Here is a 23,981-nt window from a genome sequence, read left to right as displayed (position 1 = left end):
GCATTCTCTTGATGTTTGCAGTGTTCACATTTTACGTACATTGACATTTTCCCCAATTAGAATCGAAACACAAAAATTGACCGCGACGCAGCGCCCCCTCCGATTACGATCGACGATCAATCGAACAGATAGTCGAATTCACCATCCTTGACGGAGACGTGCACCTTCTTGGCCGGATTGCCTTCCATCATCCGGGTCAGGAACTCGCCGCTGATTTGTGGCAAGACCGTGTTGGTCAAAATCGCGTCGATCATGCGGCCGCCGCTTTCCAATTCCGTGCAGCGACTGGCAATCAACTTGATCACGTCTTCATCATACGTGAACGGGATGTCGTGGTTGGCTTGCATGCGTTTGGCGATTCGGCCGAGCTGCAGTTTCGCGATCGCACCGACCATTTCATCGCTCAGCGGATAGTAGGGGATCGTCACGATCCGGCCCAACAACGCCGGCGGAAAGACCTTCAACAGCGGCCCACGCAACGCTTTGGCAAGCCCGTCGGGGTCCGGCATCAATTCCGGGTCCTTGCACATGTTCATCGTCAGATCGGTGCCGGCGTTGGTGGTCAGCAGGATCAGCGTGTTCTTGAAATCGATCACCCGCCCCTCGCCGTCTTCCATCCAGCCCTTGTCGAAGACCTGGAAGAAGATCTCGTGCACGTCGTGGTGAGCCTTTTCCACTTCGTCGAGCAACACGACGCTATAGGGGCGACGCCGCACCGCTTCGGTCAAGACGCCGCCTTCGCCATAGCCGACGTATCCGGGAGGTGCGCCTTTGAGCGTGCTGACGGTGTGGGCTTCTTGGAATTCGCTCATGTTGATCGTGATCACGTTCTGCTCGCCGCCGTACAGCGCTTCGGCCAGTGCGAGTGCGGTTTCGGTTTTCCCGACTCCGGAGGGGCCGGCCAACATGAACACGCCGATCGGCTTGCCGGGGTTATCCAAGCTGGCCCGCGACGTTTGAATCCGCTTGGCAATCATCTCCAACGCATGCCGCTGGCCGATGATGCGGTCGTTCAAGATGTCGGCGAGTTTCAAGACGGTCGCCAATTCGTCTTTGACCATCCGTCCGACGGGGATGCCGGTCCAATCCTGGACGACGGATCCGACGGCCTGTTCGTCGACGGTGGGCAGGATCAGCGGATGCTCGCCTTGCAGTTCATGTAGTTGCGTTTGCAATTCCTTGAGTTCATCGAGTAGCTTTTGACGGTCCGCATCGGACAACTTGGCCTCGGCCTTGTCTTCGGACGCCTCGGCGGTTTGCACCTTGACCGTTTGGGCCTCCGCATCGGCCGCCTTTTCCAGCGGGCTATCGGTGCCTTCGACCTTGCCGTGATGACCGCGAAGCTGGCTGCGGACATCCAGGATTTTTTCGACCAGGTCCTTTTCGTTGTTCCAACGTTCTTCCAGGCGGCTCAATCGCTCCTTTTCATACGTCAGTGCTTCGGTGGCTCGCTTGTGTCGTTCGGTCGTTTCGACACCGACCAGGTTTTCGTCGGCGATGATTCGCAATTCGGTATTGAGCGCATCGATCCGTTTTCGCGAATCGTCGACTTCCGCCGGGACGGCATGCTGGCTGATGGCGACGCGTGCCGCGGCGGTGTCGAGCAGACTGACCGATTTGTCGGGCAACTGCCGTGCGGGAATGTAGCGGTGGGACAGTTTGACGGCGGCTTCCAGGGCCTCGTCCAGGACCTTCACCTTGTGGTGTTTTTCCAGCGTCGACGTGATCCCGCGCATCATCAGGATCGCGCGTTCTTCGCTGGGCTCTTCGACCTGAACGACTTGGAACCGCCGCGTCAGCGCGGGGTCTTTTTCGATGTGCTTTTTGTACTCGGCCCAAGTCGTCGCGGCGACGGTCCGCAGCGTTCCGCGGGCGAGTGCGGGTTTGAGCAAGTTGGCGGCGTCGCCCGTGCCGGCGGCTCCGCCGGCGCCGACCAACGTGTGGGCTTCGTCGATGAACATGATGATCGGTTTTTCCGACGACTGAACCTCTTCGATCACCTGTTTGAGCCGGTTTTCGAATTCACCCTTCATGCTCGCGCCGGCTTGCAGCAGTCCCACGTCCAAGGCACGCAAGGTCACGTCCTTCAGCGGCGGCGGCACATCACCGGAAGCAATCTTGAGTGCGAACCCTTCGACGACGGCCGTTTTACCGACGCCGGCTTCACCGGTCAGAATCGGGTTGTTCTGCCGGCGTCGCATCAGGATGTCGATGATTTGTCGGATCTCTTCGTCGCGTCCGACGATCGGGTCGATCTTGCCCTGGCGAGCGTTCTCGGTCAGGTCGACGGTGAACTGTTTGAGCGCTTCCTGTTTGCCCATCGCCGCCGGCGGCATCGCGCCGCTGGCTTCGCCCGGAGCGGCGCCGCCGCCGACCTGGAATCCGTCGCTGGCGTGCATCGATTCTTCCGGCGAACCGCTGACGACTTCGTCAAAGCGATCGGTCAACGTGTCCAGTTTCACCTTTTCGAACTCGGGCGAGATGCCATACAGGGCGTGGGTCAAGCTGCGAGTCTTGAGCATGCCGACGACCAGGTGACCGGTGCGCACTTGTGATTCGCCGAACATCAGCGTGCCGTAGACCCATCCCCGTTCGACCGCTTCTTCGATGTGGGATGACAGGTCGGAAATCGACGTGGATCCACGCGGCAGCTTGTCCAACGACTCGGTCATGTCCTTGACCAACTTGGACGGATTCAGGTTGAACTGTTTGACGATGTGGTGAAGATCCGAGTCTTCCAGCTGCAGGATTTGATTGAACCAGTGCACGAGTTCGACGTAGGGATTGCCGCGCATCTTGCAAAACACGGTGGCACTCTCGATCGACTTGTAACCGACACTGTTGAGTTTTCCAAACAGTGCGGTGCGGCTGATATCGGACACGGTCATTCTCCTGGGTTGTGAATACGACAGGCCGGAAGCCTATCCCACGGGTGTATCGATGGTGCACTCAACAGTGCAAACGTAGGTCTTTCGGGTCTTCTCGGACGCCGTCGGCATCCATCCACATGGTTTGCCCGAGTTTTGCTTCGCCCAATCGCCACGAAGGCGTTTCGTCTTTCTTCAGGACCAGATTCAGATCCCACAACAGTTCTTCGCCGATGTAGTTCTTGACCATCGCGGTCAATCGCTGCAGGCTGGCGCCGCCGGGAAGCAGACGGGCAAAATCATCCCAACCGACCGGGCCGACGGTGATGGTGAAATTCTGTTGGCACTCCCAAACGTGCGAACCGAGTGTGCAGGCGACGCCGACGCTGGAACTGTCGGGATCGTCACCGAGATGGAAACGACAGTCTTCAGGAATCTCGGTCCAACGGCCGACAAACTCGTCGATCTGGCAAGGCACTTTGAAGAAATCCGAAATCATCGCCTCCAGTCCCTCGGGATTCTTGGCCTGGCAAGCGAATCGGCCGGCGTAAAACAACTTTGCCAAATCGGGCAACTCGTCACGATCCTCCAGCGACGGCATCCCGATCCCCATCAGCGAACCGACGTAGACCGAAAACCGATCCGATTCGGGGCGATCGAAATGGGCAGCCGGCTGGGCGTCCGCCCAGGCTCGATAGAACAACGACAGCATGCGGTGATGGAAGACATCCAAAAACGCGGCAAAGGTCGTGTCGTCGTGGTGCTGGATGCGATCGCGAATGTACTCGGTCAAATGCAGCGGCAGGGCGCCGTTGGGACCGCACAGGCCGAAAAAGCGGACGGCCATTTTGTGGTAGTCGTTGCCGCCGGCCCCACCGAGTTCAAATCCCGACAAGGACGAGGGCGCGAAACTGAGCGACGGCTGCTGGGTCAACCGGACGCGGTCATCGGACAGACGAACGGTATGCCCGAACCGCGGGGAATCGGGAAACATGCATTCGAGCAACCGCATCGCTTGATAAAAATCAAACTTGTACGGTTGATCGTTTAGCCGTTGCAGCGTCCCGTCTACAGGGCGTGCCGCCGTCCCATCTTCGCGGGCCATCGCGTTACCTCACCGCGCTCGGTCGTTCGAAAGACCGTCTCGGTAAATGAGTTGATTGATACGTACTTGGCAAAGAATTCATTCAGCACGGCCGCCATCAGAAACGCGCCGGTTCCTTCGAATCCGGTTTCGTCCAACGTGAGCGTCAGCTCCAGCCCGCGTCCGAAACTGAGCGGTCCCGACGAGGGCAAAGGCCGCGTCACCGGAGTGGAGTCGATCGACCGGACGGCGTCGATCTGCTTGCCGGTCATGACGTTGTTGGTGTCCGAGTAAAGCGCGAGCAGTTCTCGCAGTGCCGTCGCGCCCCCGGTCTTGTTGTTGACCAACGACAGGTAATTGAGAGAAAGGTGATTGATCAGCCGCCACGTCGTTTGGCCCTGCTCATAACTCCTGGAAGGCATCGGCTTGGTGGGGCCGGCCAAACAACGCACCGATTCGACCGGTGCACTGACCTCCAACGTAAAGTCGGTCTCGCTGATCCCGACCGGCATTTGCAGCGGCAAGTCGCGATTGGTGCACAGCGTTTCGATCGACAGTTGCCGTAATTCGTGCGAATAGGGCGACTCGTTTGCGTCGACCAAGTTTAAAAACGTCTCGCTGCCGACGTAGCTGGAGCGCGGGCCGTATTGCTTGTGCTTGGCCGACAACACCCGTTGGCGTCGCGTGACGGTGTAGTAGGCCCGAGCGCGATGGTCGGCGGTGAAATCGCTGAGCGAATAAAACGGTTTGAACTCTTGCTCGCGGTCGTTGCTGGTCCCATAGCCACGCACTTGACCGACTTCGTAGACTTCGAAATCCAGCGGGCGTGTTCGGTCGGGCATCACCTGGTACTCCGCCGTGCGGTCGCTCAGGTGAATCCGATCGGCGCGTTTTTCAAACAGATTGATCGCCGGACAACTGAACAGCGAAAAATGGCTGGCGTCGACACGGTTGGCCAGTTGCGGATCACCACGCCGGATCAGGATCGCGATTTCGATCGATTCGCTGTCACAGCGCTGGATCGCCGCTCCCAATTCGTTGACCTGGGCGAACATGTAGCGTTGCGGGAACGAAAAATACTCTTGTAGCAGTCGGTAACCTTGGAAAGATCTCGGGCCGTAGGGCAGCAAGGCTTGGTCGTCGTCAAAACCACGCGGTCGAACCTTGGATTTTCCAAACTGCACGTCCCAAGAGGACTGGGACCCGACCGGCCGCACGGCGATCCCGACCGCGCCGGTCATCAACTGCTCGTAAATCCGCATCGGGATGTCGGTGGCGCCGCGAATGAACAACGGCAGCTGATCGATCGGAATTTGATTGAATTTCAATCCCGCGGTGGACTCCAGCCGCAGCACCAACGCGGCTTTGACCGACCGATGGTCGGGCAATCCCAACGCCGCGACGTCTCGTAAAAAATAGTCCGCCTTGCTCAATTTGATCGGCCACAACGTGACCTCGTCCGCCGTGCGAAAGGTGCAACGGGTCTGTTCGCCCTTGCCCAGCAGACTGTGCAGCAGCGTGTGGCGTGGCAGACGAAATCCCTCGGCCAACGTTCCCTCGGTCAGGTCGGGACAAAATTCCACGACCGCCATCGCGGGCTGCGGCGCCAGATAATGAGGACACACCATCTCCAACAGATGCTGGGTCAGGCGCGGAAATTCGGCGTCCAGCTTGAGCTGAATGCGGGCGGCCAGCAGGGCGAATCCTTCAAACAACCGCTCCACGTAGGGGTCGGCGCATTCGAAGTCGTCGATCCCCAGTCGGCTGGCAATCTTGGGATACTCGGCGGCAAACTCGGCCCCCGATTCCCGAACGAATTGGAGTTCCTGGTTGTAATAATGCAGCAAACGCGGATCCATGCGACGCGGCCTCGTTATGCTTCGTGAATGTTGACGGTGCCCGTTTCCAGATCCAGTTCCGAACGAAGGTACAATCGCTCGGGGAACGGTCTGGACCAGAGTTCGCCTTCGATTTCGAATTGCAACGAATTGGAAAGCGGAGAATCGGGATCTTTTTCTCCGCGAACCTCCAGCGTCTCGGCCAGAATCCGGGGCTCGAAATCCAAGATGGCCTGGCGGAGTGCACGTTGGACGTCATAGATCTGCAATCCCGAAACCGTCTTCCCGGTCAGATCGGGGATGCCGTAATTGAGCACCGATTTTTCGACTTCCGGATAGTCGCTCAGGTCTTGGTTGGCGGCCAGGTGGCACGTATTCATCAACCAAGCCAAATCACGCAACACCGCGGCGCGCAACTTGTGGATGGAAAAGACGCGTTGCTCGCGTGATTCATTGTTAGTTCCCGCCTGGTCATCGGTCAGACGATCCAACAACGATGGAAACAGCCGTTCTTGTGAACTGAGGTCTGCCATGGCGGTTACCGATCACCACCGGGTTGATCGGTCGCTTCGGAATCCTCCGGCCCGGCCTCCGCTTCGACGTTCAAACGGATCTTCCGCACGTCAAGCAACGCGTACTCATCGACATCGGTCGCCAACATCCGCTGGCCGATCCCGACCGAAATCTCCGCGGCCGCATCACCGAGCGACTGCCAATCGGTCTTGCGTGAAAGTCGGATCTGGGAATCTTCCACGGTCTCGGAGCCGGGATAACGCGTCGGGATCATGCCGACGGCATCCCCGCCGTTGGCCCAGGTGAAATGCACCGGAGTCCAGACAAAATCACGCAGATCGGCGGGGGCTTCGAAATCGATTTGGGCGATTCGATGAAAGGGGATCCAGTAATACTGACCGTTCAACAGGGCTTCGAGCACCGGTCCCATTCTGGGATCGGCATCGGCGATCCATTCGAATTCGTGTTGGTGATCGCCGGTGATTTCCAGTGTGCCGGAGGTGGCGGGTGCCTCGTCAAAGGCTTCCGAGCGCAGGGCTTCGGCTTGTTGGTAGTTTTGCGCCGCCGACAGTTTCAACGCTTCGATCATCAGCGCAAGCCAGCGATCGGGCTGGCCAAAAATCAGCGGTGATGTTTCGCCGGCAAAGACACGTGCCCGCGTCGCTTCGCAGCGGATCGCTTCACGATAGGCCTGGACCATGGCCAGGTTTCCCGGGTCGAGGTCGCCGGCGATTTCCAGTTGCGTCTGGGCGCTCTGCCATTTGCCCAGCACGGTCAGCATTTGGAACAGAAAGACCCGCAACTTTGCGTCGGAGGGATCTTGTTGAATCGCCTTCTTCAACTCGGCGAAGGCCTCGTCCAGTTTTCCATCGCGGAGGTACTCTTCGGCGAGCATGATTATTGCGTCCAGGGAGAATCGAGCGGGTAGACCAGCTGAAACGGCGACGTCGATGGACGACGCGTTGGATGACTGCTGGCGGAGAATGGTCGGTCGAGCGATCACGATCGCGATCCATGGTGTTCGACGCGACGCGATCCGGTTCATCGGGCCAATGCCGCCGGGGTTGGCCCCCGAGCGGCATTGTCCGGTGAATCGGTTGGCGATCCGGCCGCAGCGATCAGCTGGAGCTGCCCTTGTTGACCGGGATGTTCCACTTGAACCCTTTGACGGGTCCACCGGAGCCATCGGCTTTCTGCTCTTTGTACTTCACTTCGACTTCGGCAAAGTTCAGCGAAATGTTTTCGGTCAGTCGATCTTCGCCGCCCGAACCGCCGGTGCTGACGGAAGTGACGAGCACCTTTTTCATTTCAACGATCATGTACTCCAACGGCTTTTTACCGGCCTTGCGAACGGTCAGCGTGGCTTTGTTGAAGTGATCTCCGTTTGCACAGTAGAGCATCAAGATGGGAGACGCGGCGTCGATCCATTTTGTGACACTGATATCCTGGAAGTTTGCTTTGCCGGCACCGCCGCCACCACCGACGTGGAACGAACCGGATTGGGACATCCCCCAGCTCCAGGCGAGAACATCAATCTCGTCCTTGTGTTTGTCGTCCTGAGATTCTCCTTTGATCTCACCTTCAATGTCCAAAAACATGTCAACAGCCATCGTAGTTTCCTTTTGCAGTCGAGTGCCAATGTATTTTCATAAGATCGCGAGGCCGCGTGCCTCGCGATCATGCATAACCTACCTATCGCGCGGTCCTCTATCAGCCCCCTCCTTTGCCTGATGGTAATTTCGAGACGAGCCGCAAGGATACCGACAGGCCTTCCAGTTGGTAATGCGGACGCAAGAAGAATTTGGAGGTGTAGTAACCGGGATTGCCTTCGACCTCTTCGACCACGACTTCGGCGGCCGCCAACGGCTTGCGAGCTTTGGTTTCCTCGTCCGATGTGCCCGGACTGCCATCGACGTATTGGTTGATCCAGTCTTGCAACCAGATCTGCATGTCCTTTCGTTCTTTAAAGCTGCCGACCTTGTCACGCACGATGCACTTCAGGTAGTGGGCGAAACGGCAGGTCGCGAACAGGTAGGGCAGACGTGCACCCAAGTTGGCGTTGGCGGTCGCATCGGGATCGTCATATTCAGCCGGCTGATGCAACGATTGGGCGCCGATGAAGGCGGCAAAGTCGGAGTTCTTTTTGTGGATCAATGGCATGAAACCATTCTTGGCCAGCTCCGCTTCACGACGGTCGCTGATCGCGATTTCCGTCGGGCATTTCATGTCCACGCCGCCGTCGTCGGTCGGGAAGGTGTGGCAGGGCAACCCTTCGACGGCACCGCCAGATTCGATGCCACGGATCCGCGAGCACCAGCCGTACATCTTGAACGACCGGGTGATGTTGGTCGCCATCGCGTAGGCGGCATTGGCCCAGCAATAGTTCTCGCTGTTGGCCGCATCGGTATCTTCTTCAAAGGCGAACTCGTCGACCGGATCCGACGCGGCGCCGTAGGGCAGTCGCGACAAGAAACGCGGCATCGCCAAACCGATGTACTTGGAGTCCTCTGATTCACGCAACGATCGCCACGCCGCATATTCGGGCGTTTGAAAGATCTTGGTCAAATCACGCGGGTTGGTCAGCTCTTGCCAGCTGTCCATTTGCATCACGGTCGGATCGACTCCGGCGATGAAGGGGGCGTGACAGGCGGCCGAGACCTGTGCGATTTCGCCGAGCAGTTCCACGTCCGGCGGGCTGTGGTCGAAGTGGTAATCGCCGACCAGGCAACCATAGGGCTCGCCGCCGAATTGACCGTACTCCTCTTCGTACATCTTTTTGAAGATCGGGCTTTGGTCCCAGGCGGTGCCTTTGAATTTCTTGAGCGTCTTGTGCAGCTCTTTTTTGGAAATGTTCATCACCCGGATCTTCAACAGCTCGTCGGTCTCGGTGTTGTTGACCAGGTGATGCAGCCCCCGCCACGCGCCTTCCAATTTTTGGAAGTCTTGGTTGTGCAGAATCAGATTGATCTGCTCGCTGAGTTTGGAGTCGATCTGGGCGATGATCGCTTCGACCGAGGCCAGCACGTCATCGGAGATCAGCGCGGTTTGCGAGAGGGCTTGTTCGGCGAGCGTTTTGACGGCGGTTTCCACCGCCTCTTTGGCTTGATCGGATTTGGGGCGGAATTCCTTCTGCAACAGCGAAGAGAACTCACTCATTTCGAGGGTCGCGCCCTCGGCCTGCTGTCCGGATGCGGCTTCGTCAGTACTCATTGTGATTTACTCCTCGTTTGCGGGTGTTTCTTCGTCGCCGCCGTCGGCTTTCGGGGCGGCCGAAAGCGATTGCAGCAGTGCGGGATCTTTGAGCGCTTTGGCCAGCAGGGCTTCGGCACCGTCCTTGCCGTCCATGTAGGTCAGCAGGTTGGAGAGTTGCTCGCGGGCCTGCAGCAACTTGCTCAGCGAGTCGACTTTGCGAGCGATCGCCGCGGGGGAAAAGTCGTCCATGCTTTCGAACGTCAGGTCGACGGCCATGTTGCCTTCACCGGTCAACGTGTTGGGCACCTGAAAGGCGACGCGCGGTTTCATCGACTTCATTCGCTCGTCGAAGTTATCCACATCGATCTCGAGTGCCTTGCGATCGGCCACCGGAGCGAGCGGCTCTTCGGGCTTCCCCGAAAGGTCGGCCAGCACGCCCATCACGAAGGGAAGCTGAACCTTCTTTTCGGCACCGTAGACTTCCACGTCGTATTCGATTTGCACGCGAGGAGCTCGATTCCTCGCGATAAATTTCTGAGCGCTAGCTTTAGCCATCTGTTACTCCTGTGTAAGAATTCGGGCGAGCACTTCCCGCCGCGGTAGGAATTGTGAGGTCACCAGGTTGATGAATCGTCGGCAGCCGACTCGTCGGAATCGCTGCTGGAAGAGGAGGAATCGGAACTGTCCGAGCTTCCCCCCAAGGCTTCGGCCTGCGAGACGGCGTCGGGCGCCAAATCGCGGAGGATGTCCAGGAAGCTTTTCGAGGCGAGTCGTTGGGCGCGGCGGATCAGCAGGGGCAAGGGGCTGGACGGTTCGTTTTCTTCATAGAAATCGCACACGTCGTCGAGCGCCTTGATCGCTTCTTTGCGTGATGTGATCTTGCCGTTGACACGATAGCCCTGCGCCGCTGGGGGGGGGGCCGCCGCGGCATCGCCCGATGAGTCGGTATCGCCGCCGCCGCTGTCATCCCAACTGGAATCGCCCCAACCGGATTCGTCTGCGGTTTCGGCTTCCGCTTGGTCGGCATAGACACCGCGCCGCTCGAGTTGCGAGACGACAAACTTGTCCATCTCTTCGAGCAACAACCGTGGCGGTGCCAGACTGACGGCAAAGGTGACGCCAACCTGTTGCGTGACAAACTTTTCGATCGCGTCGATATCCTCGGCCGCCGATCGCAGTGCCTCCTCGGTCGCCTGAATCGTTTCGATGTCGGTGTCGCTAAACGCGGCTTCGATCACGGCCAGCGTCGGCCCCTTGGAACCCGCCTCACCGGCCTCGTCCTCTTCGGTCGGGTTTTCGGCGGCTTCGCGAGCGTGTTCGACGTCGCGGAGTGAGAATCGTCCCACGGTGCGCGAGGCGACCAGAGGCGCGTCACGCAACTCCTTCATGATCCCCTGTTCGTCGCAGAACGTGATCAATGTGTTCATGCGATAGGTCGGATCGTCGTTGTCCTCGTGATCAAGTTCGGGGTGAACCGTGTCCCAAAACGTCTCCAGATAACTTCGCAGCAAATGCACTGCCTGCGAAAAACCGATCACACCGTCTTGATTCAGCGTGGCGCGGGCCAAGTAGGCGACCACGCGCATGTCTTTGGTGCGCGACAACAGCGCTTCGGCACGCTTCTTGACATCTTTCCAATCGGGCGGTTCCGCCTCGACGATCGTGTCACCGAACTGCTGCTCTTCGCTGCTCTGCGCAGCCCGCTCCATCTCTCCGAACTCCGCATCGTACTCCAAGTCCGGACCGCAGGGTTCGTCATCGGAAATCGGCGCCAGCAGTGTTTCGTGATCCGATAGATCCATCAGCGTATTAAGTTTCCGGAAAGCGAATGAGATGGAACGAAAACGCACCAGAGATGGTGCCGAACGACGCCGCCACGTCGCGAGAGAGGGTCAATCGCAAAAAGCGTTGAACGTTGGTCTTGGGAACCCTAGAACATCGATAGCGATGTCGTCGTCGACAAGGAATTTTGGCAGTCACGATTTGCCCCACCACGGTCGGATGGACGGAAAACACCGGTGATACCGTTCAAGATACAATTCCTACAGTCGTCAATGTGCGGCGGGTGGAAAAAATTTGTCGCGTGAGGGTTGTCCCGGCGCCACGCATCTCTTGAAGCTCTTAATTCGGCGAGCTGATGCCATCGGCTAGAACGTCCAACGCAGATCCAATCGCAACACACTGCGATACCAATGCCGCTCGGTCACGCTGGCCCCGCCGCTGATCCCCAACTCGAATAGCCGCCGCTTGTCACTCACAAATCGCACGCCTGGGTATAGGTTGATGATGTTCTCTCCGTCGATACTTTGAGGGTTGACCGCCCCGACCGATTTCTGTCCAGTCAGGATCGACCAGCCGACGATCTCGAAGGTCGGAAGAATGGCGAACGTGTCACTGTCATACAGAACGTTCGCAAACCCCATCCCGTATCTCAACACCGGGCCCGAGAATCCCGGCTGGCCGCCGATCGGAAACCAAAGCTTTAACTCGTTGTGGATCAGCGTTCGCTCACTCCACTTGTAGCGTGCAACGAACCCCGGCTCCATCGACACGTGGCCGTTGCCGAGTCCGCGTTTGGCCGATCCGGTGGGCAACTGATTCCGCAAGACCTGTGTCAGCTGCAACGAATCACCGTCGATCATCACCGTCTTGGTCGTGATCACCATGTCCCCCATTCCCCCTGTATTGCTCAGAATGGTGGGGTCGATGAATCGCAGCGGCAGCTCAGTCGTCGCCGAAAACTTCTTCCCGCCGACTTCGAACGACAAACGGATGTCCTGGTAGTCGACCGACGGCTCGAAGGTCAATGGATTGGCGAACTCGGGCCCCTTGCCACCGATCTTGGACCAGAAGTATTCCACGCGATCGGCGAATTCCCAGTCGCTTGCCGATTCGAATCGCAGACGAAAGTTGTTCGACGGCTGTGAGGCGTCGATCTCGAACAACGCGAACGGCAATCGCTCGACACCGACGCCGTAGTCCCGGCCCCGTTGGCTGCGGATCGCGCGAACGGCATTGTCAAACAGATTGGCCAGTGGCTTTCGACGACGATTGCGAAATGCTTCGAAGCGTTGACTTGCACCCTCGGGCACCCACACACGATCGGGCTGAAGGTCTTGGACAATCGGGATGCGGTCGCCTTCGGTAGGAATCGCCGCCGGAATCTGTTCTGAAAACGCGGGCGCCGGTGTCGGCAAAATCTCCGCCGCGGGATCATCCGCCAGATGCACGGTCGGTTTCAGAATCGTGCCCGCCGCCGGGTCCCAGGTCGGGACGGCCGGTTGAAACAGAATCCGTGGCCGCCCGGCATCGGGAACGTCACTCGGTTGCGATGCGGTCGCCGCATTCACATCGGCGTTACCGCGCGCCTGCACTTCAGCCACGGCAACGCCGCCGGGCAGCAACAGGCCTTCGACCGGTTTCGGATCGTCAATGGTCCACGAAAACGCGGCGTCGGCGGGCGTCATTGGTTGATTCATCGGCACCGGCGGATCCTGAGCCGACACCGCACCGAGCGCGCCGACGGCGCACCCGAACAGTATCCCAATCAGGGGACGCAATGTGACATGCCGAAGATTCGTCACTGAAATCGTTAAAGTCTCTGGGGGATACGAGAACCAGAATCAATGCACCCGAGCGGCCAGCCGGGCGGTGCAATCGGCCGACGTGATTGATCGCCCCTCGCGGGTCTCTGTCGATTTATCGGCCGATCAGATCCTTACGGTCATGAGAATTGGGTAAGATTTGTCGGTTATTCGCGTCCGACCGTTTCATTTCCTGCCGGATTGGCCGGTGGGAACGGATCTTCAGCAAGGCGGATGCCGATGACGGCCCGGTTGGAAGCCTGTAAACAGGCTCCGAGGGCGGGCCGCTTCAGTTTCACGCCCCATGCAATGAACGTCGGCTGCGGAATTCCGGGTGATTTTGCCGGATGGACATGACGATGACTGCTGTAGGAGATCCGCCGGCAGAGGCGCATAATGAGCGGGCCGCGAGAAAAAGACAGCAAAGAGTCGACTTGATGATTAACCGAGGCCTGACCGGCGTATGAAAAATCCACGCGTGCATTGGTACCAGGGGCTGTTCGTACGACCCCACCATCTCCAGGCAGCCGATCGACATTGGTTGGAACTGTCGCACACATCCGAAAGCTGGGATCATCCCTATGGATATGGTCTGCACGCATTCCAATACAATCAAGACGCCTTGGCGAGCGGGCATTTTCGCGTCGAAGAACTCGACGCCCGCCTGCGCGATGGCACACTGATTCGCCTGGATGCCGGCCAGGAACTTGAGGTCGATCTGAAGGCGGCATTCGATGCCCAGCCGGCCACCGAGTCGGAATCGTCACTGATGATTTACATCGGCGTGCCCAAATTGAACCTGGGTGGTGAAAACGTCACGGCTGATGCGACCAACGGTGTTGCCCGATTCACACGCACCCAATCGACCGTTCCCGACGAAAATGGGCAAGACAGCGGCCAACCGATCGAATTCCGCCGGCTGAACATGAAACTGATCGTGGGCAGCGACACGGCCGGTTACGAAGTGCTGCCGATCGCCCGCGTCCGCAGCGCCGGCGAACGCGAATCCCAACCGGTGATCGACGAAAACTACATCCCGCCGATCCTGTCGACCCACTCCTGGCATTACCTGCGTCGACATTACATCCAAGGGATCCGTGATGTGCTGAGCGGACACATGGACACGCTCAGCGAACCGGTGCGTCAGCTGAGTGTCGGTCGCCACAGTCTGGAACCGGCCGATTCCGGCCGCGTCTCGATGCTGGACCGTTTGAACGAAGCCTACAGCACCTTGGACGTGATGGGGCCCGCCCTGGGCGTGCACCCCTTCGACGCCTACATGGAATTGGCTCGCATCCTGGGCCGGTTGTCAATCTTCGGCCCCGAACGCCGTGCCATCGAAGTCGAACCGTACGACCACGACAACCTGGGATTCATCTTCGCCGACATCCGCGAAAAGATCTTGGGCATCCTGTACGCCACCCAGTTCGACGAATACTTGCGCGCCAACTTCGAAGGCCACGGCTCGATGATGCAGGCTCGGTTGGGTCCCGAATGGTTCGACCCGGACTGGGAATGGTACTTGGGCGTCGAACGTGGCGGGGCGAGCGAGTCGAATTTACGCGAGCTGTTGGAGCGATCACCGGAATGGTATTGGGTGTTCGCCAGCGCCGATCAGGTCGAGAACTTTTTCCACGTCCGCCAGAACGGGCTGGGCCGCGAGATCGTGTCGACGACGATCCCCGACCTGCCCTCGCGTCAGTACTGGACCTATTACAAGGTTTCGCAGGATGAGTACGAATCGCCGGCATGGCCCGAGATTCGCCGCACGCAAACCGTTGCGATGCGGGTGCGGAACTATGACGAACTGACCGGCGCCAGGCATTTGGATGTCGTGACCCCGGACGGCAATCGCGCCCGACTTCGATTCGCCCTTTTCGCCATCCGCACCTAAGTCATGACGCCCAGATTTGCCGACGCCATCGATCCGATTCTGATCCACGCGTTTTCTCTGATGGAGCGAATCGATGCGGGAGCGGAGATCGCTCCGGCGGAGGAGAAACGGACGCTCGAGGGGTTATTGCAACAGGCCGATAGCCGGCTTGCCGGACACACCGACGATTGGGACCTGGCAAAGTACGCGTTGGTCACGTGGATCGACGAGATGCTGGTCGATGCCCACATCTGGCCCGGCCAACACTGGTGGCGCGACAACGTGCTGGAGTGGACGCTGTTCAATTCCAGACGCTGCAACGACTTGTATTACGTCAACGCGACGACGGCACTGAATTCCGGGTCCGATGACGCACTGCAACTGATTTATGTTTGCGTGATGCTGGGCTTTCGAGGTCTGTATCGCGATCCCAAGTTGAACCGGATGCTGATCGACAAATACGGATTGGCGACCGACTTGCCGTCCTGGGCCGCCGAATACGGAAACGCGGTCTCCCAGGCGCGACAACGCTGGAACGACGCCACCGCAGGCCAAGAATGCGAACGCAACCTTGTCCCTGCGGTTCCCCACTGGACGCGGGCACGACTCGTCTGGCCGTGGCTGCTGACCATCCTGCTGGCCGGATTGCTCGCCCTTTCCTTCTTCCGCACCTGATGACGCTCGTCACAGTGACCGCCAACGATCGTGACCATGTCCAACGAACCGTCGCCCGAAAAAAAACTTCCGCTGCACCGTCGTTTTTTGCCCACGACGCTGGCCGGAAAATCGGCGGCGGTAACGGCACTGGTGCTGGTCGTCATCCTGGTCGTCGTCTGGATCTTTCGGCTGTTCGGATCCCAAAGCGTTCGTCTGATCCACGCGGTGTCGCCGCTTCACATCGCGATCGAATTCGCATTGGTGATCCTGATCCCGCTGGTGCTCTACTGGGGCATCCGGCGCTGGAACCAAGTGATCGAGGGCGAGTTCCCGGATATCGACCGGGCCTGGGAAGCCGGGATCAACGCACTTCGGGCCAAGGGCGTTTCGCCGTCGGACTATCCGATTTTCCTGATTCTCGGATCCGCCGGTAACGAAACCGAACAAGGGTTGATGGAAGCCTTGGACACCGAATTAACGATCCACGGCGTCCCCGACTCGTCCGGCGTCAGCCATGCGTTGCAGTGGTACATGAGCAGCGACGCGATCTATTTGTTCTGTCCAGGGGCCAGTTCGTTGAGCGCGCTGATGGGGCGTTGGTCGCCAGCGTCGATGAACGTGGCGCCCGGCCGCATCGCACGCCGCCGCACCGGCGGGGCGGCCGAAGGCGGCAGCGGCGCGACAGCAAGCCCTTCGACCGCGGCGCATGGTGCGGCGACCGGCTTGAACGGGATTCAAAAGATCGAGCGTGCCGCCCCGGGACCAACGGCTGCACCGGCCGGGGCATCAAAGCCGACGCCGCTGAAGAAAGAAACCGCGATGCGCCCGGCGCCGCAATCCCCCCCGCCGACTCCACCGTCATCGCAGCCGCAGCCCTACCTGGGCACCATCGGCCAGCACGCCATCGACTCCTCGCCACAATCAGGCTCGCCGCGTGAAACGGCCGCCACGCCGCCGCGATCCTCTGCGTTCGACGTGCCGGCAACCAAGCCGCAACCGCGTTCTGGAACACCAGCCGCCGATACGCCGCGACCACAATCGACGTCTCCCGCGTCCGGCGGCGGAGCGGCGGGCGAGGCGTTGCGACCGGCACCGCGGTACGAAGGTACCATTTCATTTGACCAATACCCGCCCAGCCAACCTTCTGCGCCTGCCCAACCAGCCGGCTCGCACACCCGCGCCGCCACTGCGGACACGACGCAAGCGACGGCGACACCGCCTCGTGCGCTGGGACGGCCGAGTGAGGCTTCCGATTCAACTCCGCATCGAATCGACGACGCCAAGGCATCCCCCGGATCGGCGCGCCCCACTCAGCCCCTGGCGACCTCCAACGCCCCGTTGGCCCTGCACGGAAGCGGCGGCCACAAGAAGGTCGCTCTTCCGGCATCACTGGACACCAGCGACCAAATCCCGCGTCTGCGCTATGTCTGTAAATTGCTTCAACGCGCACGGCGGCCGATGTGTGGCATCAATGGCGCGGTGACGTTGATCCCCTTCGAACTCTCTCGCGTCGGTCCGCTGCAACTCTCCGCGATCGCCCAATCCGCCCGCAACGATGTCGAAACGATCCAGCAAACTCTGGGCGTTCGCTGCCCGGTCACCGCCATGCTGGTCGGCCTGGAACAAGACAAAGGGTTCACCGAGCTGGTTCGTCGGCTGCAGTCGGGATTGTTATCGCGACGACTGGGAGGACGCTTTGATCTGCGCAGCCGACCGACGCCGGATGAATTGAACACCCACAGCGACCGCTTGTGCGATGCCTTCGAAGACTGGGTGTACCGACTGTTCAGCCGCGAAGACGGACTGGCACAACAACGCGGCAACCGCAAACTGTATGCGCTCGCCTGCAAGATCCGACACGAACTCAAACCGCGACTCCGCATCGTGCTCGGCCAAGCGTTCGGCTGCGAATCGAGTGAGCAAGACGTCGTCGGCGACAACGACGATTCATTCTTCTTCAGCGGTTGCTATTTCGCGGCCAGCGGAGCGACCACCGGACAACCCGCCTTCGTCCGCGGTGTGTTCAAAGACAAACTGGTCGACGAACAATCCAAGGTCCAGTGGACGCCCGAATCACGCCGCAAACAACACCTGCTGACCACCTTTACCATCCTCGGATGGATCATCGCACTGTTGCTGACCGCCCTGCTGGTCGTGCAGAACTTTGTCGTTGATTAGTGTCTGCACTTGTTTTCAGGCTCCGCCAGGGAACACCATGCGACGGAGCTCGGGACGTGAAATCTATCACTGTCCCACTAGCCGTGCGAGCAACAGAATGTTGGCAAACTCCTTTCGTTGCAAGACGATAGTTGTGATTCTGGCTCCCCTCTCCCCCGGAAAACCTGGCGAGCTTCAGCGAGTCAGGTTTTCCGGGGGAGAGGGGGACTCCCTAGGGTCGATAAAGCATTGAAGCGTGGAAGATCTGACGTAGGATTCTCCGCGCCGAAGTGAAGAGAGTCGGTGACAATTGCTTCACGAAATTCATGAGTATTTGGGGGGTCTATCGATGTGCAGCAGATCGATGCATTTCACGTTCCCCGCCTCCCATCGAACCACCACACGATCAGCAACCTCCTGATCAAAACGTTCATAAGATTCGACCATTCGAATCACCAGGTTCCGCCCAACGACCGATTGTCTCGCAGCAGGCAGTGAATCCAGGAATTCGGGCAGCACACGGATTGCTTCGTCGACGTTTCGACGCGCATCGACCTGACGCTGCGAAACAAGCGGAAGAGCTGCATGGATGGAGGCGTCGTCGTCTGGATCGAGAAAAAATACGACGCCATAGTGAATGAACCGGTGACCGTCCAAGAACTGCTGCGTCAGCACCTGCAGTGTTGCTCCGGCATTCGGTGTCTCGTCAGCGATCAAGGTCGCATCCAGGTCACTCGGTGGCGCATAAGGATTGACGGCTTGCATTGGCGATCCAGACGCACGGCCAACGTTGGTGTCGGCAACTTCACACGACACCGGATCAACCACTAAAAAGTTTCCGGGAGTTCGTTCCTCTCGATCACGATTCAAGCGTTCAAACAATGATGTCCACCGCCCGGTCAACCCGGAATACACGAACTGCACGCCAATCAGCCCAGCGACGATCGCGGTGACAAATTCAATCCAGCCCGCCGCCCCACCGAGCACACGGTAGAACGAGAAGGCAATGAAAAGCATGCCCAACAATCCCGCCGCGAGACGAAACGGAACCCGGGTTTTGGAAACGTGCGCTGCGATGTCAAACCCTCTCTTTTCCGATCTGCTTCACCGGGTACGGTTAATGAGCCTGCAGGTGTTTCTTGCAGTTGCGAACTCCCGCTGTCCTTTAATGCCTATTCGACGACGTCGGAAGTTCCCGCGTCGTCTTTCACGTGTTCGGGAAACAATGTCTGCAACTTCTTCAGCTTGGGAACGATGTACGCCTCACAATACTGTTTGTCGCGGTTACGATTGAAGTAATCCTGGTGATCCGCATCGGTGGGATAGAACGTGGTGGCGCGTTCGATCGTCGTGACGATGGGTGATTTGAACGCCTGCTGCCGATTCAATAATCGCTTGTACTCCGACGCGACCTCCTGCTGTTGCTCGGTGTGGGCGAACACGACGCTGCGATATTGCGGTCCGAAATCCGGCCCCTGCCGGTTCTTCGTCGTCGGATCGTGGGTCCGCCAAAACACCTGCAACAGCGTGTTGTAGGAAACGACGTCGGGGTCAAATTCCAATTGAATCACCTCGACATGACCGGTCCGTCCCGTGAGCACCTGTTGGTAGGTCGGATTCTTCATTCGCCCGCCCATGAATCCCGGGCGGACATTCGAAACACCTTCGATCCGTTGAAACACCGCCTCCACGCACCAGTAGCACCCGCCGCCGAACGTCGCCGTTTCGCGTTCCGGCTGATCGGCTAGGACCGCTTGCGGGATGATGTAGGATGCAATCCACACGGAGCACAAAACGGCATTGCGTCGACTGACATTCATCAATTGCGTCCCCTTCGATTCGGCGTCGGCTCTCCCAATTAAGGAACGTCGGAAGAATAAGTGGGACAGGCTTCCATCCTGTCATGGCGAAAACGACAGGCCGGAAGCCTATCCCACAATCGATCCCCGCCACATATTCTTCCGACGGTCCTAAACATCGTTGATAGTGTATCACAAACAAGTTAGCACCTATCGCGAATCCACGTGTGCTTCCAGCAACACGGGCGAACCCCGTGCCTTCAACTCCTCATTGACCATCAAGCGAAACTTCTGGTAATTCTTGCCGCCGTCGCAGACCACGGCGTACTCATCCCAGATCCACTCGATCGTCGATGCATCAACTGGTTTATCGAGTCGCTCCTTCAAGCGGGCTTCAAACTCGGAGATCTCTTCAAGCGTGGTTTGAAAGGGAATCAGACTGTTTCCGTGCAAATTACCTGTCCAGTCGACCATGCAACTCCACTGTGCAGCCGTCATGGACGGAGGACACCGACCGTGAAGGCCTTCCAGTTGTCGCTCGATCCGGCGAGCGTAGTAAACCTGCCCGCCAAGGTGACGCCAGTACGCCGAAACAGCCGCCACCGCAACCGCGATTACGAGTGTGACGATCATGAGCGTCCGTAAGCTAAACCGCATCAGCCGAATTCTCGCTTAGACTTTGGCATTTGCCCAAACACGGTCTTCTTAAACTCCGCAAGAGCCTCCGTCTGGCCGGGAAGGTCGATGTGTTCGTTCACCTTTCTTCCCGCAGACAGTCAATTTCTGCCTGAACACCAGCATTCTCCGCAGCCCCTTCGACTTTCAAAGCGGAAAATCCGGCGTCTCGGCGACGATCGTCACTTCATCGTCGTCGGCGCAAATCTCACGAATCGCCTCGTGCAGCCGATCCACGTCCGCGGTGGTGTCGACCAATCGGAATCGGCCCCAACTCCATTGCTTGCCACGAGGTGTCAGCACGGTGACGCACAGATCAAGCATATCCGAATCATCGATTCGCATCCCATAGATCCCGATGCCGCACGAGAACGGCAACCCCGCAACCGTCACCCACCATCCCCAATCTTCGCACGCGACTTGCGTTGCCTGGAAACCGTTTTGCACCAACGCATCTCGCAGATACAGCGCGAACGCCTTTCCATACGTCCCCTCGTTGACCAGCTCCTCTTCCTCACCGGGCATCACGCCCAGCTTCGGTGATCGAACCCGCAGAAACGCGCTGGAACTGTCGTTGTTGTTCTCGGAAGGCATGGACGTAGTTTACCTGAACAAAACCCCCAACGGTCGCCATCGTGATCCAACGCAAGATCGACATCGGATCGAGAAACATCCCAATCCAACCGTTGCCCAGCGACCACCCGCCGTTGACACTCGAAAAAAATGTCGCGACCAACAACGCGGCGACGGCACCCGCAAAAACGCTCTCATAGCAGTTGCACCGCCGCGCTATCAACACGTGAAATGTTCCGAAAACCACAACGACCACCAACGCTTGTGCGATCGAAGCTGGAAGCTGCAGTGTCGCAAACAGCAATGCCGCCACCGTTGTCGCGACGATCAGGTGCCAAATGTGGAATTGCCGGATCATTCGGGTTCTCGTGAGTTGAGAGTGCCTACTGGATCAAGCGGTGCGACGGGATCACCATCCCGAAGCAACTCAAACCGAGACAAGAAGTGCTCGACGACAGATTCATCATGATCGTGTGCCGGATAGGTGGCAACAGCGATCAAGGCAATTTCATTGACAATGTAGAAATGTCGACGGAAAACGACCGGACCGGTGTTGATGATCTGGTGTCGGCCTTCAACCCCAGCGCTCTCGATCGACTCACTCAGGACAACGAACCCGTCCCAGGCCTCGGCAAGTCCAATGGCAGAGCTTTCATACCGGTCCTCGGCCGATTCATTGCTTCCCAGATTGGTCGGGAGTGTCGCGATCGCAACCCGGGTGTCGCCGATCCATTGCCCCCATTCACTTACCTGTCCATCGATCTCCAGTTCATCAGCGTTGTATTCAAAATCGTCAGGCAACACACCTCGACACATTCCATCGGGCGTCGTAAAGACAACCCACGAGATGCCTTCGAATTTGCTGACCGGCGTGAAGTTTGGCATAACGGCCGCAAACAGCCCGCCAATCACAACAGCCGCAACACCGAGCCCGAGCTTCGAACGCGTCGAAAGATGCTTCATCATGATGGCCACCTTCCTCGAATCATCCAGACGCAGGGCATCGTATCCACGTTACCATTTGCAGGTCATGCGGATGCGTCTTCTCCAATCAGCATCAACTACAGGTCAATGATTGTAGCGGTTAACGATCCACCTCGTATCAATTCGCGGTGCGATTCGTTTCGCACGCGGAGCGTGGGAGGGCTGGCAGTCGAGTAAGTTCTGCTGGCAAAACCGTGCACGTAGCTCGGGCCCGCTGTTCCTGGCGTGATTCGCTCGACGATAAGCGTCACTCTCGAATCGGAATCTTGCTCGAGAACGCGGGGCAGACGTGGGTCATCCAAGATAAACCGCCCCTCTGGCTGCGACTGAGGAATTAAGAGATGCCCGATTAGCGTGACCTTTTGGTCGTCGAGCTTGTCGGATTCTTTGTGAACGCCATCAAACTGCTCACGTTTGGGAAGAATGTTTCGGGCGATCAGGGGGAGATTGCCGAACTGGCATGACACATGAACGTCTTTCCACACAACGCCAGCCGGCAACGAGTCGTGCTGTCAGATGGGGTCTGGGTAATCGGTTCCCTCCTGCGATTGCTAAATGGTGCTCGCATATTTGCGGTTCCACTCGTAGTCCAACATCGCATAGACATAGTCATCCGACCATCCATCCGATTCTAGATTTGCATCGATGAAATGCGCTTCTCTTCGCATCCCGACGCGTTCCAGAAGTCGCCATGAACGCTCGTTTCGGGTGTCCACACCCGCGCACACTCGATGCTCCCCGAGACAGTTGAAGGCATAGCCGAGCACTCCGACAACAGCCTCCGTCGCCAATCCCTTCCCAGTATAGGATCGGTTGAATGAGTAGCCGATTTCGGATTGACGATCGTCAGGGCTGACATTGGTCAGCTGGACACAACCAACCAACTCGTCGGAGTTTTGCAACAATGCCGCCAGCATCACCGCAATTCCGGGGGAATCAACATCGATCTGTGACTGCGCATCAATGTGCGATTCAACCTGCTCGATTGTCCATGGCCGATAGAAGTTGTAGCGCGCGTTCTCGGCGTCACCATAGATCGCAAACAGGGCATCGCGGTCGCTTTGAATCAGGCGACGGATCAACATTCGGTCCGTCTCGATCGGTAGTTGAAAAACGGACACGTTTAGATCCACATCGCAGTGGCGGCTTGCGTCGTTGCGACGAAGAAACTCGCCCCCGGAAACCGACCAACGTGGCGATTTAAATCTACAGCACTCATGTCGTTGATACCAAAAATGTTCGTCACAGCAAATCTCCGTGATCGGCTCTCGACATTCGGGTTGTGACAAGCAATCGATTCGCTTTAGTGCTTGCGCAAATCCGATCGTGCGTCAGCGAATTTCCAGCCTTAGTTGATCCAACCTCAGGGCGAGATTAGAACGCATCCATTTTGACCGTGCCAACGTTTTGGAGACGATTCCGATCGTGAAGGTGCCGAAGCACGATGGCGTTTGGAGTTGTGCCGTGAAATGGAAAATCTGGATCGCTCGCAACCCAGATCACGGTGGCAGAATCCGGCACCGTCAAAAGATCCGCCGGATCGAGGTTCCAATCGACGCCGACCCGTTCCTTGAGGTCATCGAAATCCCACGATTGACGCGTGCGTGCCATGCATGGTGCGAAGTCATCTCGGAGTTCCTGCCAGCCTTTCGGCCACGAATCACCGTTGAAACTCATGTGTCGAACACACATCTGTGCGACCAATCTCGCGGCGTAGGTACTCTGGGATGCGTCCGCGTTGTGCCGCGCGCGGGAAAGCCCGATCGAGATCGACCACACGCCGAAGACGGCGATCGTCAAGGCAAACATCAGCTGACGCAAACTAAATCGTGGAGTCATCGTTGCGACCAATCCGCGCATACGGAGAAACGGGGATCGAACGCCTCTCCGAATCCTGTGTGCTTTCTTTTGACCGCTCCCAGGACTGGATTAGAGCAGGTCCTGACGAACAGTGCCAACTTCTCAATCTCAGGCGAAGCTTGTGTGCAATTGATTCATTCTTCACCTGTGCTCGTCGGACAACTCGTCTCGTTCTTTCGTTACGTGGTATCGGTCCTCAAGAGCGTGCCACAGCATTGTTCCGATATACCAACCCAAGAGTGGTCCTCCTGGAAACACGAATAACGCATATGGCAATGCAATGAAAAAGAAGTCGCGGTCGATTTTGGGACGTTCGAGAAAGTAG

At 58.2% G+C, this 23,981-nt stretch carries 23 protein-coding genes; 3 read left to right on the top strand and 20 right to left on the bottom strand.

What is annotated here, in order from left to right:
* Positions 1-116: 116 nt before the first annotated feature.
* From tssH to H1B37_RS24360, 11 genes are all read right to left on the bottom strand, one after another.
* A complete protein-coding gene (gene tssH, locus H1B37_RS24410; RefSeq protein WP_182869862.1) occupies positions 117-2,882 on the bottom strand; it encodes a type VI secretion system ATPase TssH in 2,766 nt (921 codons plus the stop codon).
* 67 nt (positions 2,883-2,949) lie between these two features.
* Positions 2,950-3,972 (bottom strand): type VI secretion system baseplate subunit TssG, encoded by a 1,023-nt coding sequence (gene tssG / locus H1B37_RS24405; protein ID WP_182869851.1) that lies wholly within the window; start codon positions 3,970-3,972, stop codon positions 2,950-2,952.
* On the bottom strand, positions 3,936-5,810 hold the full coding sequence (gene tssF, locus H1B37_RS24400; protein WP_182869841.1) for a type VI secretion system baseplate subunit TssF: 1,875 nt from the start codon (positions 5,808-5,810) through the stop codon (positions 3,936-3,938). The genes tssG and tssF overlap by 37 nt, the downstream gene beginning before the upstream one ends.
* Positions 5,811-5,824: 14 nt before the next feature.
* Positions 5,825-6,322: a type VI secretion system baseplate subunit TssE gene (gene tssE / locus H1B37_RS24395; RefSeq protein ID WP_182869830.1), complete on the bottom strand. Its 498-nt coding sequence runs from the start codon at positions 6,320-6,322 to the stop codon at positions 5,825-5,827.
* A gap of 5 nt (positions 6,323-6,327) precedes the next feature.
* Positions 6,328-7,305 (bottom strand): type VI secretion system accessory protein TagJ, encoded by a 978-nt coding sequence (locus H1B37_RS24390; protein WP_220498355.1) that lies wholly within the window; start codon positions 7,303-7,305, stop codon positions 6,328-6,330.
* A gap of 115 nt (positions 7,306-7,420) precedes the next feature.
* Positions 7,421-7,912, bottom strand: a complete 492-nt coding sequence (locus H1B37_RS24385; RefSeq protein ID WP_147870533.1) for an Hcp family type VI secretion system effector — start codon at positions 7,910-7,912, stop codon at positions 7,421-7,423.
* Between the two features lie 100 nt (positions 7,913-8,012).
* Complete coding sequence (gene tssC, locus H1B37_RS24380) at positions 8,013-9,512, bottom strand: type VI secretion system contractile sheath large subunit (RefSeq protein ID WP_182869821.1); 1,500 nt, start codon at positions 9,510-9,512, stop codon at positions 8,013-8,015.
* Positions 9,513-9,518: 6 nt separating this feature from the next.
* Positions 9,519-10,049 carry a type VI secretion system contractile sheath small subunit gene (tssB, locus tag H1B37_RS24375; protein WP_182869812.1) on the bottom strand — a complete coding sequence of 177 codons (531 nt, stop codon included), beginning with the start codon at positions 10,047-10,049 and terminating at the stop codon, positions 9,519-9,521.
* 59 nt (positions 10,050-10,108) lie between these two features.
* A complete protein-coding gene (tssA, locus tag H1B37_RS24370) occupies positions 10,109-11,296 on the bottom strand; it encodes a type VI secretion system protein TssA (RefSeq protein WP_182869799.1) in 1,188 nt (395 codons plus the stop codon).
* A gap of 345 nt (positions 11,297-11,641) precedes the next feature.
* A complete protein-coding gene (locus tag H1B37_RS24365) occupies positions 11,642-12,973 on the bottom strand; it encodes a hypothetical protein (RefSeq protein WP_182869788.1) in 1,332 nt (443 codons plus the stop codon).
* A gap of 272 nt (positions 12,974-13,245) precedes the next feature.
* Positions 13,246-13,554, bottom strand: a complete 309-nt coding sequence (locus H1B37_RS24360) for a hypothetical protein (protein WP_182869784.1) — start codon at positions 13,552-13,554, stop codon at positions 13,246-13,248.
* On the opposite strand from H1B37_RS24360, the gene tssK reads away from it, so the two are divergent.
* From tssK to H1B37_RS24345, 3 genes are read left to right on the top strand one after another with little or no spacing between them, the layout of a single operon-like run.
* Positions 13,542-14,972, top strand: coding sequence for a type VI secretion system baseplate subunit TssK (gene tssK / locus H1B37_RS24355; protein ID WP_182869781.1), 1,431 nt, complete (start codon positions 13,542-13,544; stop codon positions 14,970-14,972). The two genes, H1B37_RS24360 and tssK, sit on opposite strands and share 13 nt — an antisense overlap.
* A 3-nt stretch (positions 14,973-14,975) precedes the next feature.
* On the top strand, positions 14,976-15,626 hold the full coding sequence (locus H1B37_RS24350; RefSeq protein ID WP_182869775.1) for a DotU family type IV/VI secretion system protein: 651 nt from the start codon (positions 14,976-14,978) through the stop codon (positions 15,624-15,626).
* Between the two features lie 36 nt (positions 15,627-15,662).
* Positions 15,663-17,786, top strand: a complete 2,124-nt coding sequence (locus tag H1B37_RS24345; RefSeq protein ID WP_182869773.1) for a type VI secretion protein IcmF/TssM N-terminal domain-containing protein — start codon at positions 15,663-15,665, stop codon at positions 17,784-17,786.
* A gap of 303 nt (positions 17,787-18,089) precedes the next feature.
* Here H1B37_RS24345 and H1B37_RS24340 read toward each other — a convergent pair whose 3' ends face one another.
* From H1B37_RS24340 to H1B37_RS33435, 9 genes are all read right to left on the bottom strand, one after another.
* Positions 18,090-18,782 (bottom strand): hypothetical protein, encoded by a 693-nt coding sequence (locus H1B37_RS24340; protein ID WP_182869770.1) that lies wholly within the window; start codon positions 18,780-18,782, stop codon positions 18,090-18,092.
* Positions 18,783-18,937: 155 nt separating this feature from the next.
* Entirely contained in the window at positions 18,938-19,585 is a 648-nt protein-coding gene (gene msrA / locus H1B37_RS24335) for a peptide-methionine (S)-S-oxide reductase MsrA (protein ID WP_182869768.1), read from the bottom strand.
* A gap of 189 nt (positions 19,586-19,774) precedes the next feature.
* Positions 19,775-20,197: a hypothetical protein gene (locus H1B37_RS24330; protein ID WP_182869766.1), complete on the bottom strand. Its 423-nt coding sequence runs from the start codon at positions 20,195-20,197 to the stop codon at positions 19,775-19,777.
* 189 nt (positions 20,198-20,386) lie between these two features.
* The gene (locus H1B37_RS24325; protein ID WP_220498354.1) at positions 20,387-20,833 is read right to left on the bottom strand and encodes a hypothetical protein; all 447 of its coding nucleotides are present in this window, start codon (positions 20,831-20,833) and stop codon (positions 20,387-20,389) included.
* Positions 20,754-21,170 carry a hypothetical protein gene (locus tag H1B37_RS24320; protein ID WP_182869760.1) on the bottom strand — a complete coding sequence of 139 codons (417 nt, stop codon included), beginning with the start codon at positions 21,168-21,170 and terminating at the stop codon, positions 20,754-20,756. Before H1B37_RS24320 ends, H1B37_RS24325 begins: the two co-directional genes overlap by 80 nt.
* Positions 21,167-21,778, bottom strand: a complete 612-nt coding sequence (locus H1B37_RS24315) for a hypothetical protein (protein WP_182869756.1) — start codon at positions 21,776-21,778, stop codon at positions 21,167-21,169. Before H1B37_RS24315 ends, H1B37_RS24320 begins: the two co-directional genes overlap by 4 nt.
* A gap of 569 nt (positions 21,779-22,347) precedes the next feature.
* A complete protein-coding gene (locus H1B37_RS24310; RefSeq protein ID WP_182869753.1) occupies positions 22,348-22,881 on the bottom strand; it encodes a GNAT family N-acetyltransferase in 534 nt (177 codons plus the stop codon).
* Positions 22,882-23,170: 289 nt separating this feature from the next.
* Positions 23,171-23,635, bottom strand: a complete 465-nt coding sequence (locus H1B37_RS24305; RefSeq protein WP_182869751.1) for a hypothetical protein — start codon at positions 23,633-23,635, stop codon at positions 23,171-23,173.
* 162 nt (positions 23,636-23,797) lie between these two features.
* A partial coding sequence (locus H1B37_RS33435) for a hypothetical protein (RefSeq protein WP_220498353.1) occupies positions 23,798-23,981 on the bottom strand: 184 nt, incomplete at its 5' end.

It is taken from the genome of Stieleria mannarensis (genome assembly GCF_014154935.1).
GTDB classification, from domain to species: Bacteria; Planctomycetota; Planctomycetia; order Pirellulales; family Pirellulaceae; genus Stieleria; species Stieleria mannarensis.
This window is presented reverse-complemented; position numbering and strand designations above follow the sequence as displayed.